The sequence below is a fragment of the Ohessyouella blattaphilus genome, assembly GCF_024721265.1.
Lineage (GTDB): Bacteria > Bacillota > Clostridia > Lachnospirales > Lachnospiraceae > Aequitasia > Aequitasia blattaphilus_A.
Genome location: NZ_JAMXOC010000001.1, coordinates 480997 through 496953, shown reverse-complemented (window position 1 = coordinate 496953; position 15957 = coordinate 480997). Strand labels below are relative to the sequence as shown.

Here is a 15957-nt window from a genome sequence, read left to right as displayed (position 1 = left end):
CCGATTTTTAGCGGCAATCGAATCAAAAGAGGTTTATATGCTTCTGGGTCAGGTGTCGTTTTAAATGCAGATGTAAACGCAGCGGCTAACATAATGAGAAAAGCGATTCCAACATCTTCTCTAGAGATAAAAAGAGAAGCATTAGAATCGCCTAAGGTTATTAATCTTCGAGATTTAAACTGTAAAAGTATTCCGGTCAAACGGATAGTGGCGGCATGAGACCGCCTTCATGGCACGAACAGCCTGTACAATACAGGTTCGAAAGACGAAAGTGTTACGGCTAGTAAAGTAAGTCGAAGACTTACATCCTTGTTCGCACTTCGGTGCGCAAGATACCACTTCCAAGCATAGGCATTGGGAGTTGGTTATTCATTATAGCTCCTTAACAGGGATGGGTGAGCTGTTGAAAAATGGCTGCACCACCTGTTTTGATCACCACTACGTCTTTCCGAAGACAGGTTCGGAGGAGTTCATTCAGACCCAGTTTCAAGCAGCTGAGGAATTAGGAATTCGCATGTTCGCCTCTAGAGGCAGTATGTCTTAAGGAAAAAAGGATGGCGGCTTGCCACCTGATAGTGTAGTGCAGGATGTGGAGACGATTTTAAAAGATTCTCAGAAGATGATTGAGAGCTTTCATGATCAGGAACGCTTTTCCATGCGTAATATCGCGTTGGCCCCTTGTTCGCCTTTTAGCGTTGCTTTAGATTTAATGCGGGAGACAGCGAAGCTAGGCCGGGATTACGGAGTAAGGTTACACACTCATCTGGCGGAGACTCAGGATGAGGTCAACTTTGTCCAGGAGCGATTTGGTATGCGCCCCTTGGCGCTCATGGAATCCCTAGACTGGGTAGGAAGTGATGTATGGTATGCTCACGGTATTTACTTTAACGATGAGGAAATTGATGTCTTAGCGAAGACCCAGACGGGAATTGCCCACTGTCCAATCTCGAATATGAAGCTATCTTCGGGGATAGCCCGTATTCCAGAGCTTATTAAAGCAGGGGTGCCAGTAGGTTTGGCGGTAGATGGCAGCGCCAGTAACGATGGTTCTAATTTACTAGAAGAGATTCGGGTTGCCTATCTTTTGCACCGCTTAAACGAAAGCGCTAGCGCCCCTACAGGTTATGAGATTCTTAAGCTAGCGACAAATGGCAGTGCAAAAATCCTTGGTCGGGATGATATAGGTGCTCTGGCCGCCGGAAAGGCTGCTGGCTTTTTTGCTATTAATAGAGAATGCTTAGAATTAGTCGGAGCTGATCTAGATGAGCCAAACATGTTAGGAACCGTGGGACTTAAAAAGAGCGTTGACTTAACCATTGTGAATGGTAAAGTAGTCGTGCAGGACGGAAGACTAAAAGGCATTGATGAGGAGAGGGTAACTGGGGAGGCGAAAGCAAAAGTAAAGCAATACCTGGGAAAATATTGACGAGATTGTACTAAAAAGGTATAATATGGATAGAATACTACTATTAGATTGTTAGGAGGTATTAATATGAATATTCGTCCATCTGCAGCAATTCGTCAAAATTATAATGAAATTGCCGATATATGTAGAAAAACTTCAGAGCCTGTATTTCTTACTAAGAATGGTGAGGGAGATTTGGTGGTCATGGATATTGAAACTTACAATAGACGAGAAAAGCTACTAAAATTAAGGGAAGAACTGCTTGCTGTTGAAGAAGATAGAGTGTCAGGAAGATATGGTAGTACCCTTGATGAGTTAGAAGCTTATCTTGATGATGTAATTGCAGAGGTCTAGTATATATGGCAATAGATAAGAAGTATAAGGTAATAGTTTCTGACCGGGCAAAGAAACAACTAGGAATGCATATCCGCTTTATGGCAGAAGTTAATAAGGAGGCAGCGACAGCAAAGAGTAAAGAAATTATGGCTTCAATGCGTTCTCTTTGTCGGATGCCTCAGCGTTTTCCTTTTTTTGAGGAATCACATATTACTCCGAACAAATATCACAAAATGTTTATCGAGAAATGGTATCTTGTTCTTTACCAAATTCAAGATGATGTAGTGTATGTGGAATATATTCTTGATTGTCGTAAGGATTATGAATGGTTTGTTCGCTAAAAATAATAAAATCGCCACCTTTAAATGGTGGCGATTTTTCGTTGACTTTCGGCGGTAGATTGGGTATATTATACACAAAGTGGTATTATGCCATAATACCAAATGGAGAGAATGAAAATAAAGGAGGAGGGGGAGATGGATATTTTAAGGAATGCTAATCTTCCAGAGGTAACCTCTAAGGATGGAAAAAGCTTGCCAATTATCGGCATGGGGACTTTTGGCAACGATAAGTACAAGTCATCAGAGGTTGCCGCCGCCGTTCTCGGAGCGATTAAAGCAGGTTATCGTTTTTTTGACGGAGCGGCAGCCTATGGAAATGAAGAGGATATCGGCAGGGTCTATCAGCAGGCATTTGCACAGGGCTTGGTAAAGAGAGAGGAGCTTTTTATCCTATCGAAATTATGGAACGATATGCACGGCCCTGGGAAGGTAATAGCGGCTTTAAAGAAGACGCTAAAGGATTTGCAGTTAGATTATTTGGATGCCTATTTGGTTCACTGGCCTTTTCCTAATTATCACGCGCCGGGAGCGGGGATCGATGACCGCCACCCGGACGCCAGGCCTTTCTTTGTAGACGAGTTTATGGCTACCTGGACTCAGATGGAAGCACTAGTGGATGCAGGCTTGGTACGGTATATTGGCGTTTCTAATATGACGATTCCGAAGTTAAGAGAAGTGTTGCCTCTTTGTCGGCGGCGGCCGGTTTTTAACGAAGTGGAGATGCATCCAGCTTTTCAGCAGCCAGAACTCTTTCGTTACTGTCAGGAGCAGGGGGTAATACCCCTTGCCTATTCGCCACTTGGCTCAGCGGAGCGGCCAGCGAGAGATACAGAAGTCACAGATATAGAAGTGTTTAAGATGTCAGAGCTAGTGGAGATAGCGAAGCGTCACAGCGTTCATCCCGCCTTGGTATGTCTAAAGTGGGCAACCCAGAGAGGGCATATTCCCGTACCTTTTTCAGTAAAAGAAAGCGAGTATACCGATAATTACAAGGCGGTTTACAGCGACCCGCTTTCAGAAGAAGAGATGAGGATTATCGAAAAGGCGGATAAAGGTGACCGGCTGATAAAGGCGAAGGTGTTTTTATGGCCAGGCGCGAAGGATTGGCGAAATATTTGGGATTTGGAAGGTGTGATTGATCGGACAGGATGGAAGGAGAACTAATGAAGATAGTATTAGATAGTGCAAATGTAGAGAAAATCAAAGCAGGTTTGGAGATATATCAGGTTCTCGGTGTGACCACGAATCCGACGATTTTGACGAAGGAAAAACGCGACTTCTTTCCCCTCATAACAGAGATTAGAGAGGTGATTGGTGATAAGGATTTTCATATCCAGGTGACTGGTTCCACTTGTGAAGAAATGGTGAGAGAAGCGGGGGCGATTACGGCTTGTGTAGGTAAAGAGACCTTTATCAAAGTGCCCACAAACGAGGAAGGACTTAAGACTATCAAGACCTTAAAGGAAAAAGGGTATAAGGTAACGGCTACTGCTATTTATCAAGTGTCGCAAGGAGTGATGGCAGGGATTGCCGGAGCGGATTACGTGGCTCCTTATTATAACCGGATGTGTAACGAAGGGATTGCTGCGGCAGATAGTATTAGACAAATGGCTTCGCTCTTTAAAGAACACAATCTAGGAACGAAAATTATTGTGGCGAGTCTTAAGAATGCCGATCAAGTGTTGCAATCATTTGCTGGTGGTGCTTATGCGGTGACCACGACGCCAGAGCTTTACCGAGAGATGGTAGAGAGCGCTTTGATTACGGAGACGGTTGGCCGTTTTAAAGAGGACTGGGAAGCCCTTTATGGAAATAAACGAATCTACGAGCTGTAAGAAGAAAGGAAGTGGAGAGAATGAAGATAGGTATTTACTGTTCTTATTGGGAAAAAGAGTGGGGCGGAAATCCCATTCCCTTTATCAAGAAGGTGAAGGATTTAGGGTTTGATGTCTTAGAGGTGGCATGTGCTGATTTTGACCAGCGCCCGGATTCCTTTTTTGAAGAAATGCGGGCTGAATCACTTAAGTACGGAATAGAGCTGACTGGTGGCTATGGTCCGATTCCGGCTCACAATACGGCTTCTAAGGAGGAGGCGACAGTGGCGCGAGCCATTCGCTTTTACCGCGATATTTTTCGTAAAATGCAGATTGCGGGCATTAAGAGTCTTGGGGGAGCGCTGTATTCTTATTGGCCGGTAGATTATGCAAGTGGTGTCGATAAGGAAGGGGATACGCGAGTTAGTATTGAAAATATGAAAGTAATTGCTGATTTGGCGGCAGAATATGACATTACTCTTTATATGGAAGCGTTGAATCGCTTTGAAGGCTATGTAATCAATACCGCCAAAGAAGCCTTGGCTTACGTGAAAGAGGTGGATCGGCCTAATGTCAAGGTTTTACTAGATACCTTTCACATGAATATTGAAGAGGATAACCTCTTAGAAGCCATTAGAGAAACAGGAGATTATTTAGGCGAGCTACACGTAGGAGAAGCCAATAGACGTCCGCCTCTTGCGGGGACGCTTATGTCCTGGGAAAAGATTGGGGAAATCTTAAACGAGATAGATTTTTCTGGACCGGTGGTGATGGAGCCATTCGTTACCAAAGGCGGAAAGGTTGGCGCCGATATTAAGGTTTGGCGTAATCTCTTAAGTGATGATAGGATGGAGACGCTAGATAGCGCAGCCGGAAATTCAGCGGCATACTTGAAGAAAGTTATGGGTTAAGTTAAGAACGAAAGGGAACTTTTGAAGAAAATATCACTTCAAAAGTTCCCTGTTTTTATTTACTGCCTATTTCATTCTTTCAATATATTTAAGGTGCATCAAAGCTCCTTGGTGGTCTGGATGAACTTCTAATAGTTCGTGTAACCGTCTTTCGGCTTCGGAGTAGTTCTTTAGACCGATTTCGCTAAGAGCGATTAAGTAGTTGCAATACGTTACGTTGTTATCGCCGATGTCTTCCTGGTAGATGTTGAATTCTGGCAGAGAGACTGCGAAGAAGTCGTATTCCACCTCATCGAAGAGATGTTTCTCACCGAAAGATTTAAGTAGGTGATAGTTTCTCTTGGCACTTTTGTTATCGGCTAGTTCTTCACATGCGAGTCCTTGATAGAGCATGGTGTCAGAAGGTTGATCGTTATAGTAAAGAACGCTTGCAGGCTCATCGATACCTTTAGAGGCGAGAATGAAATAGTGGTGCGCTTTCTCATCCATGCCTTGTGCCTGGTAGCATTTTCCTAAGTAGTAGTGAGCGATATTGTCCTGGACGTTAGGTAGCTTTCCTTCTCCTAAGTTCTCTGGATAAGTTAAGGTCTTTTCTAAGAGAGCAATCGCCTCTTGGTAATTGCCAGCTCCCATCGCCTTAATGGCATTGCCGGTTAACGCGTAGCGATAAGCGCCGCTTACCTTGCCTTCGCCGCCTTCCCATGGATGGAACAGATGATTGCTGATGTGGTCAAGGGCTTCGGTGTATTTACCGGTAAGGTTTAGAAGGTTGATGTAATTAACGTAAAGAGCGTCTCGTTCTTTGACTACTCCTAGTTTCTCTTCTAGAAGCTCTAAACGTGCCTCTGGTGCAACTCGGTTAATGGCACGCATCTGATCGTATTCCATCAGTAGTCTAGGGTAATCTGGGTCTAACGTGTAGGCTTTCTCAATTGCAGCTAGCGCTTTTTCTGGGTTCTTTTCTTTATTGTAATAAGCGATAGAGAGATTGCGGTAAGCCATGCCGTAGTCAGGGCGCAGATTCGTGCAGGTTTCCCAGCGCTTCGTTGCGGCTTTATATTGCTTCTTATCGTAGAGGAGGTTTCCTAAATAGTAATTAGCAAAAGGCGCTTCTGGTAGGACCTTAGTCGCGTCTGTCAGAATTAACATCTCGATAATCTTGCTAGGGAAGCAACCATCAGGATTCACCTTTTCCCCGGCCTGATAGGCAAGAAGTGCTTTCTTACTATCTCCAAGGAGCTGATAAATATAGCCTTGGTAGTAGTTGGCCATAGGTGATAAGGTGGTTATGTTTTCTAAAATTGCTAACGCGTCCGCGTATAGTCCGGCATCCATATAAAGGAGCGCAAGCTCTAGGTAATTGTTGATGCAACCTCTCATTACCTTTTGGAACTTGGTAAAGTCACCAGTGCAGTGTCCTTCTTCGAAAAGGAGACCGATGTATAAAGGATCGATTTCCAAAGCGCGTGTAAGCTCTTCTTTGGTATCTCGTCCAAGAGCTCTAAGGCAGGCAATCTTTAGGGTGCGAGCCTTAATATCATGCCAGTTACGTAGAAGCGATTGTCCCAGGAACTCGAGAGCACTTTCATAATTCTTTTGCTTACAAGCAAGAGTTGCTAGCCAGTAATAGCCTGGGCTTTCGGTTTCGTAACTCCAGGTGGATTTGTAGAAAGCGTCATATGCCTGGGCATCCTCACCTAAAAGTACCTGAACCAGTCCTAGGTTAAAGTAGCTTTCCCCGTAATATGGATTGGGGTTCTTCCAGGTTTGTTTGTTGATAGCAGCTTCAAAAAGCGCTTTTGCTTCTTCTAAGTGTCCCCGGCGCATTTTGAGGAGACCGTAAGCGTTATTGAGGCGAATGTCCGTAGGGTCCCGGCGAAGTCCTTCTTCGTAATAATCCGCAGGTTCTCTGGTAGCGTGGCGATACTGCTCTAAGTGCTGACCGGCTAAGTATAGCTCTTCCGTAGACTTTAGTTCTAGCGGTGCTGGCAGTTTCTCTGCCGGTTCCGGCGTAGCCGCAAGCTCGGTTTTAGGAACGGTATAGCTAACAAGGGTTTCACCCTTAGAAGTAGTCAGCATTAAGGTGCAGCCAGTGCTACTATCAGCAGTTAATTCACTGGTAAAGGTATCGGTAAAGGAGGAGCCAGGATCTAGGGTTAGGCTCTTCTCATAGATAACGCCCCCGTCACTGTCATTAATTGTAAGGCGCAAATTTTCATAAGCAGCGGTAGTATAGATGGCGACTTCGCCGATGCCATTTCCAAAGGTTAGATTAGCCGCCGCGTTTTTCGTTGCGTTCTTTACTCGGCCCACCCCTTTATAAGGCATAAAGTACTGGGTGAAGGTCTTTTCTTCATGTGGTTTTAACCAAGTAAAATCCGGTTGGTTATCGGTATAGACACCAGTCATCAACTCGATATACGGGCCGTCTTCGTCGGTTAGGTTGCGATCCCAGGCTTGACCAAAATCAGCATTTCCCCAAGTCCACTGTTTCTTTCCAGGAGAGATGTGGTGATCGGCTACGTGAAGCAAACCGGCTTCTAATTGGCCGTCGTAGTTACCGATAAAGTCGTAGTCGGAATGGGCAGCCATGTAGGAGGTCGGCACTTCCACGTTTTTATACATGGAGATGTCTACACCCTCAGAGTAGTCGAACTTATAGTACTCGCCGGTGGCGATCGGGAAAGTAGAGACTGCTCGTTTGCCATGGTCCATAACAGCGTTAACATCCGGTGGGAAGACAGAATAGGTGTGATCATTGACAGGTACTGCCGGATTCGCCCACCAGAGGAATGTCTGAGGCAAGTCGGTGTTGTTATAAAGTTGTCCCTTGATTTCAATATAAGCTTTATCTGGATAAAGGGTGAATTTTCCCATACCCTTGGTTCCGTACATTTGATCTAATTCACTAACAAAGACGGTAGCAGAACCATCGGCATTTTCTTCATAAGCGTATTCGACTGGTGAATACGTAGTAGGACGATGGTGTTGCGGCCAGTTGAATTCGATTCCGCCAGAAATCCAAGGGCCGGTAAGACCGACTAGGGCTGGCTTGATTACATGGTTATAATAGACAAAATCGTAGTCGTTGGTTTTGTCGTATGCTCGTTGAATTCGTCCGCCAAGCTCGGGAAGAATCATTACTTTTAAATACTGGTTTTCCAGATAGATCGCCTGATACGTTTGGTCTACGGGTTTGTCTTCTATCTTTTCGGTTACCGGTAGCGGATAGACCTTACCTGAGCTACCTTGATAGGCGCGACTTTCGATAAAAAGGGGTGCTTTTTCCGGTGGTGCTACGGGATACGTAGGGAGGGTTATTTCGTCTTGCCAAACCTTTACAGATTCATTATTTTTCATTTTAAAATCTCTCCTTTATCAAATTTACTTATGTAAGTTTAAGTAAAAGTTACCACAAAGAATGAGCAAAAAGAATATCATATAAATGAAAAAGATGGACAATATTACATATTATTGCTAACATGAAAATATGTTAAATAGAGAAGATAAGAAAAAAGATGGTTTCAAAGATGAACAATATATTGTGATACCGATGGAAAGCTTCAGCGATTATAAGGATCATCCTTTAATCAGGGGCTTGTTTCTGACGGATATCGGTTTTTTCCCTAAGGCCTTACATCATTACCGCGAGCGAGAGGAGGGCGGCGAGGAGAATATCTTAATCTACTGTATGGAAGGTGAGGGGACCATTGTCGTCGAAGGAGAAAAGTATCATTTGCGAGACCATGAGGCCTTTACGATCCCTGCAGGCGAGCGGCACGAGTACTATGCCAGTGAGGAAAATCCTTGGAGTATCTTCTGGGTGCATTTTAAAGGAGAAAACGCGGCATACTATCCCCTTTCTAGAAAGCAGATCATTGAGCTGAACTCTCAGGCAGGGGAAAGTCGTATCATTACCTTATTTGATATCCTTTTCCGGGTACTGCGCCGCAATTATACTCTGGGTAACTTCATCTATATGTCTCAGGTGTTGTCGCTGATTCTTTCGGAGTTCTATTTCCGTGAGAAGGTGGATGAAGCCAGTAAACAGAACAAACACGTAACCATGAGTATCCGGTATATGTACCGCAATCTAGATAAGGTCTTGACGTTAGATGCTCTTGCCGATGAACTAGGGCTTTCGAAGAGTTATCTAAATGCTACCTTTAAGAAGTATACGGATAAAGCGCCGATTGATTTTTTTATTAACTTAAAAATGCAAGAGGCGTGTAAGCTACTAAAGGCTACTGACCGTTATATAGTAGAAATCAGTCAGGAGTTAGGGTATGAAGACCCCTATTATTTTTCACGGATTTTTAAAAAAGTAATCGGGGTATCACCGAAGGAGTACCGAAATGGGAACTACCTACAAAGACAGTAACATAGTCCATCATTTTCAATGATAGTTAATTCCTATGAGGTGTTAAAGGTGCTAAAATTGAGGCATAAATAAACCATGGAGGATACGAGAATGAAATATGAACTTCCAAGAAGAATGTTAGGAATGAAGCTGCCAGGAGACTCTACAGTAGCGGCTGGCGAATACGATGTTCCCACACCGGGTCACGGACAAGTGTTATTAAAGATGAAAGCAGCTAGCATCTGTGGTAGTGATCTTAAGTACATTTACCATGAGCACACCGATAAGACAGGCGGCGCGCGCTACGATAACGTGATTTGCGGTCATGAACCTAGCGGTCAGGTAGTGGCTGTTGGCGAAGGGGTTCTCGATTTTAAAGAGGGTGACCGGGTTACGGTATATCACATTCAAGGTTGTGGCTACTGCGACGAATGTCGTAAGGGCTACTTTATCAACTGTCCTAATCCTGAGCGAAGAGCGTATGGTTGGCAACGAGACGGCGCGATGGGCGAATATATGGTAGCAGATGCAGCGACTTGTATTCACTTGCCAGAATTTTTGACTTACGAAGACGGGGCGATGATCGCTTGTGGTTTTGGTACCGCCTACCAAGGACTTCTGCGGGCAGAAGTATCCGGTAGAGACAATGTCTTAGTAATGGGTCTTGGACCAGTTGGTCAGGCAACGGTTATTTTAGCCAAAGCTTTAGGCGCAAGGGTAATCGGCGTTGACTTATCGGAAGAAAGAGCCGAGATGGCGAAGAAAGTGGGCGCGGACGCGGTGTTTACCGGTGCCGATGCTTTGCCAGAGATTATGGAATTTACTGGTGGTAAAGGGGTAGAAGTGGCGATTGATTGCTCTGGTAGTGCAGCGGGACGCCATAAGTGTCTTGAAGCTGCGAGAATGTGGGGCAGAGTCACGTTCCTCGGTGAGCAAGGTACGGTTTCTTTTGAACCGAGTCCATTGTTACTTCATAAGAACCTATCTCTATTGGGATCATGGGTGACTTCCATGGCCAATATGGAGAATTTAGTTGATTTATTAGATCGGAAGAAGATACATCCGTCGCAGATTATCACCCATCGCTTTAATTTGGAAGACGCCGATGAAGCCTTCCGGGTCTTTGCTACGGGAAAAACGGGTAAAGTGTGTATTAACATGGAATAGCGAGGTCGCTTATGACAAATTTACAGCGTTTACGCGAGTTTTTACAGATAAATGATTACACTGGGGTAATCTTGGGACGTCAAGACAATTATCTCTGGCTTACAGAAGGGGACCGCAATGAAATTCTAACCGCCACCGAGATGGGTGTGGCCTATCTGGTGGTGACAGCGGATGAGCTTTTACTAGTAGCGGATGTAAGCGATGCTAGGCGGATGAATGAAGAACAGAATCGTCTTGGGGCGAAGATGGTGGAAGTGCCTTGGGAAGTAGGCGTGGTGCCGTTTCTTACGGAGTACTGTGAAGGTCGGCGGATGATGAGTGATTGTGGTGTGCTTGACACTCCGAGTATTGAGGCCCAGCTAGTAGAGTTGCGCCTAGATTTACGTGAGGAGGATATTGAGCACTACCGGGAAATCGGTAAGCAGATGGCGGAAATAGTAGAAGAAGTGATTGTAAATAGCCGCCCCGGTGAGACGGAAAAAAGTGTCGCTACAAGGCTCGAGAAAATGTGTCTATCCGCCGGGGTAGCACCGGACTGCGTCCTGGTGGGGAGTGATGAGCGTATCAATAAATTTCGTCACCCAGCGCCGACGGATAAGGCTATCGAGAAGACGCTAATGATTGTTCTCGGTGGGGAAAAGTACGGCCTATACATAAGTCTTACAAGAATGGTTTGCTTTGGCGAGGTGCCTGCTGAGTTAGCAGAGAAGATGAAGGGTGTTCAGTATATCTTTGCTGGAATGCAAGGCCTTCTTGAGGCAGGGAAGAAATACCAAGATTATTTTTCAGAGGTTATACATCTATACGAAGAGGCAGGCTATGCCGGCGAGTGGCGTCTCCACCACCAAGGAGGACCCACCGGGTACGCTTGCCGAGAAATCGTGGTTAGCGAAACCACACCAGGGGCCATGCAAACAGGGTATGTCTTTGCTTGGAACCCGACGATTACAGGAACGAAATGCGAAGATACTACGTATTTGAATGAAAATGGCGTAGAGAATTTTACCGATAGTGGCAAGTGGCCGCGGACTACGGTTAAGACTCCTTATGGGACATTTGGAGCAGCAGATATAAAAGTGATAAATTAGTCTTGCACAATGGGTTCACTAATGATATTATTCATTATATAAATACTTAATTAAAATGTTTAATAAAGTTGGTGAAGGCATGGTAAAAGGGACGAGCAGCAAGGAAGTAAAGAAGATAAATCGCAATCGGGTTTTCCGCTATCTTAATACGGTAGCGGAAGCCAGTATGCCAGAAATTGCTGCGGCCCTTCGCATGAGCGGGCCGACGGTCTTAACGATTGTTGGTGAGCTATGTGCGGCTGGGGTGGTAGAAGAAGTGGGTGAGCTTGCTTCAACGGGCGGCCGTAAGGCGAAAGCTTATGGGGTCATTAAGGATGCCTTTTTGTTCTTAGGGATTGATATCACGAGAAATCATATCGGTATTGTAAGCACAGATTTTTCAGAAGATGTGGTGGCTTATCGCCGGCAGCGACGACGTTTCGCCAATACGGAAGCATATCGCCAAGTACTAGGTGAAGAGCTGAAAAGTTTTATTGCTGATTATCAAATCGACGAAAGTAAAATCCGTGGGATTGGTGTAGCTATTCCGGGAATTGTAGATGCCAATCGTAACGTAATTAAGAAATCCCACACGCTTCAGATCACAGAGGAATTGACGGCAGATGATTTGTGTAAGTACATCGATTTTCCTTGCATCTTAGCTAATGACGCCAATGCTGGCGCGATTGCCGAGTGTGCTGGTAGCAATCGCAATGAGAGCTTAATCTATCTTTCTTTAAGCAATACCGTCGGTGGTGCCATTCTTTTGGAGACGGGAGCGAATAATCAGGGTGGACTAGGGTATTACCGAAATATGTACGTAGGTGATAACTGGGAAGGTGGCGAGTTTGGTCACGTGGTGATTCGCCCCGAAGGTAGGACGTGTTATTGTGGCAAGGAGGGGTGTTTGGATCCTTATTGTTCCGCGCTTGTACTGGCCTCTATGGAAGACGGTAAGCTAGAAGAGTTCTTTCCTAAGTTAGAGGCAGGAAGTAAAAAGCACCAGCAAGTATGGCAAGAGTATTTGGATAATTTAGCCTATGCCGTCGATATGTTGGTGATGAGTATGGACTGTGATATCGTTCTCGGCGGTTACGTGGGGAGCTTTATGGAGCCTTACCTTGAAGACTTTAAAGCTTACGTGGAGCAGCGGATTATCTTTAAGAAAAAAAGGGACTTTTTGCGCACCTGCAAGTATAAAGTGGAGGCAGCAGCCTTAGGGGCAGCCGTCTTTCTTGTAGAAGAAGCAATTTTAAAGATCTAGTTAAATTTTTACCAACTTTAATAAACGAATTAATAAAGTAATTAATTAACAATATGAAAGGAAGATAGAAGATGAACAAAGAAATAAAATCAGAAATGAAAGTAGCAGTGATGACTGGCATCGGCAAGATTGATTATGTTACCCGTCCAGTGCCAGTACCGACGGCGGATGAAGTGCTAGTTAAGCTAGAATATGTCGGGATTTGTGGTAGTGATATGCACTATTATGAAGAAGGACGAATTGGCGATTACGTAGTGGAACCGCCCTTCGTCTTAGGACATGAGCCAGGCGGCGTGGTGACAGCGGTGGGCGAAAATGTGAAAAGCCTAAAAATAGGCGATAAAGTTGCTCTAGAGCCAGGAAAGACCTGTGGAAAGTGTCGTTTCTGTAAAGAGGGTAAATACAATTTGTGTAACGATGTCATCTTTTTTGCTACCCCACCGGTTGACGGTGTCTTCCAGGAGTACGTAGCTCACCCGGCGGACCTTTGTTTTAAGCTTCCGGAGAATATGAGTACTTTAGAAGGGGCTTTAATTGAACCTTTAGCCGTTGGTTTTCACGCCGCTTCTCAAGGAGAGGCGCATATCGGACAGAAGGCGGTTGTCTTCGGTTCGGGCTGTATCGGTTTGGTATCGATGATGGCTTTAAAGGCTTTTGGCGTCTCGGAAGTATATGTAGTAGATGTAATTGATAAGCGTTTAGAGAAGGCGATGGAACTAGGCGCCGATGGCACGTTTAATAGCCGGGATCAGGATATCCTTGCTTGGGCTAGCGAAGTGACAGGTGGTGAAGGCTTTGACCTAGCTATCGAGACTTCAGGTCAAGAAATTGCTGCCAATCAAGGGATTCAGATTTTACGAAAAGGCTCTAACATCGTGATGGTTGGCTACGGCAAGACTGGCATGTCAAATCTAATGATGAGCCTAGCTCTAGATAAAGAATTAACCTTCAAAACCGTATTCCGTTACCGGAACCTATATCCAGTAGCGATTGAGGCGGTGCGAAAAGGAAAGGTGAACTTAAAAGGGATTGTGACGAATATTTTCGAGTTTGACGATGTGCAAAACGCGATGGATCGCAGTGTGAAAGAGAAGAATGAAATCGTAAAATCCGTTATCAAAATCTCCTAATTAGCAAATATGAACAAATTGTTAATGAAAATTTTGTTTCTTTTTGCATATTGCACAATACAAGCCTAGGCAATATAATAAAAGCAGATTTATAAAACCGTTTTAAAAAAGCAAATATCAAAACGGCTTGCAAAAATGGTTTCGACAAATAAGTAGGAGGTTATGGTAATGGGCATAATGGAAAAAATGAGACTGGATGGAAAGGCGATTTACGTAACTGGCGGTGCCAGAGGAATTGGTAAAAGCGTAGCAACGGGCTTTGCTGAAGCGGGAGCGGATTTAGCGATTGTGGATGTGGATATCGCTGAGGCCGAGAAGACCGCCAAGGAAATTGCCGAGAAGAACGGCGTTAAGACCATCGCTATTAAGTGCGATGTAACAGATCCTGACGACGTTAAGGCCATGGTAGCAAAAGTAGTTGAGACGTTTGGTAAATTAGACGTAGCCTTTAATAATGCCGGTATCTGTATCAACGAACCTGCAGAAGAAATGTCCTATGAAGCTTGGATGAAGGTCATTAACATCAATCTAAACGGGGTGTTCTTAACTGCTCAAGCAGCTGGTCAAGTGATGTTAAAGCAGGGCTACGGTTCCATTATCAATACCGCTTCCATGTCTGGTCACATCGTTAATGTGCCCCAACCACAATGCGCTTACAATGCTTCAAAGGCTGGCGTTATTATGCTGACGAAGTCGATGGCGGTAGAATGGGCGAAGAAGAACGTGCGGGTGAACTGCATTAGCCCAGGTTACATCGGCACCGAATTAATCAGCAATGATCCAAAGCTTAAGCCTTTGGTGGAAGAGTGGAATAAAATCGGCCCCATGGGTCGTATCGGTAAGCCGGAAGAGCTTCAAGGTATTTGTGTCTACTTAGCAGGGGATAGTAGTCCATTTACTACCGGTTCTGATTTTATCGTTGATGGAGCCTTTACAAGCTTCTAAAAAGCGATACTGTCTGTGTTTTGATTAATTATCGTAAAGATAATTGTCGAATAAAGTCCGGAAAAAAGTAACCGGACAAAAAAACAACTTACACATAAGGAGGAAAAAGTGTATGAAGAAGAGGATTTTGAGTGTACTGCTGTGTGTCGTAATGGTATCTATGTTATTGATGGGCTGTGGCGGCAAGTCGGATGACGGTGGTTCAGCTGATGGCGATTCTGACAAGGATAGCGGCGGCAAAGAGAAGATTGGTATCACGATTCAATCACTGAAGAATGATTACTGGGCAGGCGTTATGGGCAAGTTAGAAGAATTGCTTAAAGAAGAAGGCTATGAGTATACATTAGTAGACTGTAGCGACAACGCTCCGACTCAAGTAAGCCAGATTGAAAACTTTATTACTTCAGGCTGTGATCTGATCATGGTTCACCCTTCTGATGCAGAAGCGGTTGAGGGTATTTGTGGGGAAGCTCTCGATGCTGGTATTAAAGTAATGTGCTGGGATGATCCAATGGAAAACACCACCGCTAACTGGATTCTTGACAACACCGCTCTTGGTAGAGACATCGGTGAAGCAACAGCTGAATTCATCAACGCTAACTACACGAAAGATGCTCCAGCGAAAGTATGTACAATCGGCTATCCTTCAACGAAGGTTCTTCTAGAAAGAGAAACTGGTATTAAAGAAGGTCTGGAAGAGTTCTGTGATGATGGCGTATTCGAAATCGTAGCTTCTGTAGAAGGTATTGAAGCGGATAAAGCTCTTGCAAACGTAGAGACCGTTCTTCAGGCACACCCTGACTGTACAATCTTTGCAGGTGTTGGTGCAGGCGCGATGATCGGTGCAAACGAAGCTTTATTACAAAAATTTGGCGGCGCTGGCAAGATTCCTGAGAATGTTGGCGTTATCACAACTGACGTTACTATGCAACAATTAGAATCTCTTAAAGCTGGCGACGAAGCAGTTCGCGCAATCGTAGGCTTTGAAGGATCAAGCCTTGATACAGCTAAAGCTTGTCTAGAAATGTACAAGAGAATCCTTAGCGGCGAAGACTTCTCAGGTGATAAGAATGTTGTTAGACCAACAAGAGCGATTACAGTAGACGATGTTGATGATATCATCGCTGGAATGTAATAACGGCAAATAAGTAGGAAATGACTAACAAATTGGAGGCGGTTTACTTTAAACCGCCTCCAAACAATAAATACGGCCGTGA

Annotated in this window: 13 protein-coding genes and 2 pseudogenes; 14 read left to right on the top strand and 1 reads right to left on the bottom strand. The window is 44.6% G+C overall.

Going from position 1 to position 15957, the window contains the following annotated elements; translation table 11 throughout:
- From NHH16_RS02150 to NHH16_RS02120, 7 genes and pseudogenes are all read left to right on the top strand, one after another.
- A pseudogene (locus NHH16_RS02150) lies at nt 1–219 on the top strand (hypothetical protein); the annotation flags it as partial.
- Between the two features lie 139 nt (nt 220–358).
- Nucleotides 359–1426: pseudogene (locus NHH16_RS02145) on the top strand (amidohydrolase family protein); the annotation flags it as partial.
- A gap of 66 nt (nt 1427–1492) precedes the next feature.
- Nucleotides 1493–1759 carry a type II toxin-antitoxin system Phd/YefM family antitoxin gene (locus NHH16_RS02140; protein WP_262067941.1) on the top strand — a complete coding sequence of 89 codons (267 nt, stop codon included), beginning with the start codon at nt 1493–1495 and terminating at the stop codon, nt 1757–1759.
- 5 nt (nt 1760–1764) lie between these two features.
- Nucleotides 1765–2082 carry a type II toxin-antitoxin system RelE/ParE family toxin gene (locus NHH16_RS02135; protein WP_262067940.1) on the top strand — a complete coding sequence of 106 codons (318 nt, stop codon included), beginning with the start codon at nt 1765–1767 and terminating at the stop codon, nt 2080–2082.
- A gap of 135 nt (nt 2083–2217) precedes the next feature.
- Nucleotides 2218–3246 (top strand): aldo/keto reductase, encoded by a 1029-nt coding sequence (locus NHH16_RS02130; RefSeq protein WP_262067939.1) that lies wholly within the window; start codon nt 2218–2220, stop codon nt 3244–3246.
- A complete protein-coding gene (locus NHH16_RS02125) occupies nt 3246–3917 on the top strand; it encodes a fructose-6-phosphate aldolase (RefSeq protein ID WP_262067938.1) in 672 nt (223 codons plus the stop codon). Before NHH16_RS02130 ends, NHH16_RS02125 begins: the two co-directional genes overlap by 1 nt.
- A 20-nt stretch (nt 3918–3937) precedes the next feature.
- Nucleotides 3938–4807, top strand: coding sequence for a D-psicose 3-epimerase (locus NHH16_RS02120; protein ID WP_262067937.1), 870 nt, complete (start codon nt 3938–3940; stop codon nt 4805–4807).
- Between the two features lie 66 nt (nt 4808–4873).
- On the opposite strand, the gene NHH16_RS02115 is transcribed toward NHH16_RS02120, so the two are convergent.
- Complete coding sequence (locus NHH16_RS02115; protein ID WP_262067936.1) at nt 4874–8167, bottom strand: DUF5107 domain-containing protein; 3294 nt, start codon at nt 8165–8167, stop codon at nt 4874–4876.
- A gap of 130 nt (nt 8168–8297) precedes the next feature.
- On the opposite strand from NHH16_RS02115, the gene NHH16_RS02110 reads away from it, so the two are divergent.
- The 7 genes from NHH16_RS02110 to NHH16_RS02080 all read left to right on the top strand — a co-directional run bounded on the left by NHH16_RS02110 (nt 8298) and on the right by NHH16_RS02080 (nt 15875).
- Entirely contained in the window at nt 8298–9188 is an 891-nt protein-coding gene (locus tag NHH16_RS02110; RefSeq protein WP_262067935.1) for a helix-turn-helix domain-containing protein, read from the top strand.
- 90 nt (nt 9189–9278) lie between these two features.
- On the top strand, nt 9279–10334 hold the full coding sequence (locus NHH16_RS02105; protein ID WP_262067934.1) for a zinc-dependent alcohol dehydrogenase family protein: 1056 nt from the start codon (nt 9279–9281) through the stop codon (nt 10332–10334).
- Nucleotides 10335–10345: 11 nt separating this feature from the next.
- A complete protein-coding gene (locus NHH16_RS02100; protein ID WP_262067933.1) occupies nt 10346–11422 on the top strand; it encodes a M24 family metallopeptidase in 1077 nt (358 codons plus the stop codon).
- A 79-nt stretch (nt 11423–11501) separates the two neighbouring features.
- Nucleotides 11502–12665, top strand: a complete 1164-nt coding sequence (locus NHH16_RS02095; RefSeq protein ID WP_262067932.1) for an ROK family protein — start codon at nt 11502–11504, stop codon at nt 12663–12665.
- Nucleotides 12666–12748: 83 nt separating this feature from the next.
- On the top strand, nt 12749–13795 hold the full coding sequence (locus NHH16_RS02090) for an NAD(P)-dependent alcohol dehydrogenase (protein ID WP_262067954.1): 1047 nt from the start codon (nt 12749–12751) through the stop codon (nt 13793–13795).
- A 168-nt stretch (nt 13796–13963) separates the two neighbouring features.
- On the top strand, nt 13964–14740 hold the full coding sequence (locus NHH16_RS02085; protein ID WP_262067931.1) for an SDR family oxidoreductase: 777 nt from the start codon (nt 13964–13966) through the stop codon (nt 14738–14740).
- A gap of 112 nt (nt 14741–14852) precedes the next feature.
- Nucleotides 14853–15875 carry a sugar ABC transporter substrate-binding protein gene (locus NHH16_RS02080; RefSeq protein WP_262067930.1) on the top strand — a complete coding sequence of 341 codons (1023 nt, stop codon included), beginning with the start codon at nt 14853–14855 and terminating at the stop codon, nt 15873–15875.
- The last annotated feature ends 82 nt before the right edge of the window (nt 15876–15957 follow it).

What these genes read in the sequence shown, in the direction of transcription:
- NHH16_RS02140 (WP_262067941.1), top strand. Translation starts at nt 1,493, where the DNA reads ATGAATATTCGTCCATCTGCAGCAATTCGTCAAAATTATAATGAAATT.
- NHH16_RS02135 (WP_262067940.1), top strand. Translation starts at nt 1,765, where the DNA reads ATGGCAATAGATAAGAAGTATAAGGTAATAGTTTCTGACCGGGCAAAG.
- NHH16_RS02130 (WP_262067939.1), top strand. Translation starts at nt 2,218, where the DNA reads ATGGATATTTTAAGGAATGCTAATCTTCCAGAGGTAACCTCTAAGGAT.
- NHH16_RS02125 (WP_262067938.1), top strand. Translation starts at nt 3,246, where the DNA reads ATGAAGATAGTATTAGATAGTGCAAATGTAGAGAAAATCAAAGCAGGT.
- NHH16_RS02120 (WP_262067937.1), top strand. Translation starts at nt 3,938, where the DNA reads ATGAAGATAGGTATTTACTGTTCTTATTGGGAAAAAGAGTGGGGCGGA.
- NHH16_RS02115 (WP_262067936.1), bottom strand. Translation starts at nt 8,167, where the DNA reads ATGAAAAATAATGAATCTGTAAAGGTTTGGCAAGACGAAATAACCCTC.
- NHH16_RS02110 (WP_262067935.1), top strand. Translation starts at nt 8,298, where the DNA reads ATGTTAAATAGAGAAGATAAGAAAAAAGATGGTTTCAAAGATGAACAA.
- NHH16_RS02105 (WP_262067934.1), top strand. Translation starts at nt 9,279, where the DNA reads ATGAAATATGAACTTCCAAGAAGAATGTTAGGAATGAAGCTGCCAGGA.
- NHH16_RS02100 (WP_262067933.1), top strand. Translation starts at nt 10,346, where the DNA reads ATGACAAATTTACAGCGTTTACGCGAGTTTTTACAGATAAATGATTAC.
- NHH16_RS02095 (WP_262067932.1), top strand. Translation starts at nt 11,502, where the DNA reads ATGGTAAAAGGGACGAGCAGCAAGGAAGTAAAGAAGATAAATCGCAAT.
- NHH16_RS02085 (WP_262067931.1), top strand. Translation starts at nt 13,964, where the DNA reads ATGGGCATAATGGAAAAAATGAGACTGGATGGAAAGGCGATTTACGTA.
- NHH16_RS02080 (WP_262067930.1), top strand. Translation starts at nt 14,853, where the DNA reads ATGAAGAAGAGGATTTTGAGTGTACTGCTGTGTGTCGTAATGGTATCT.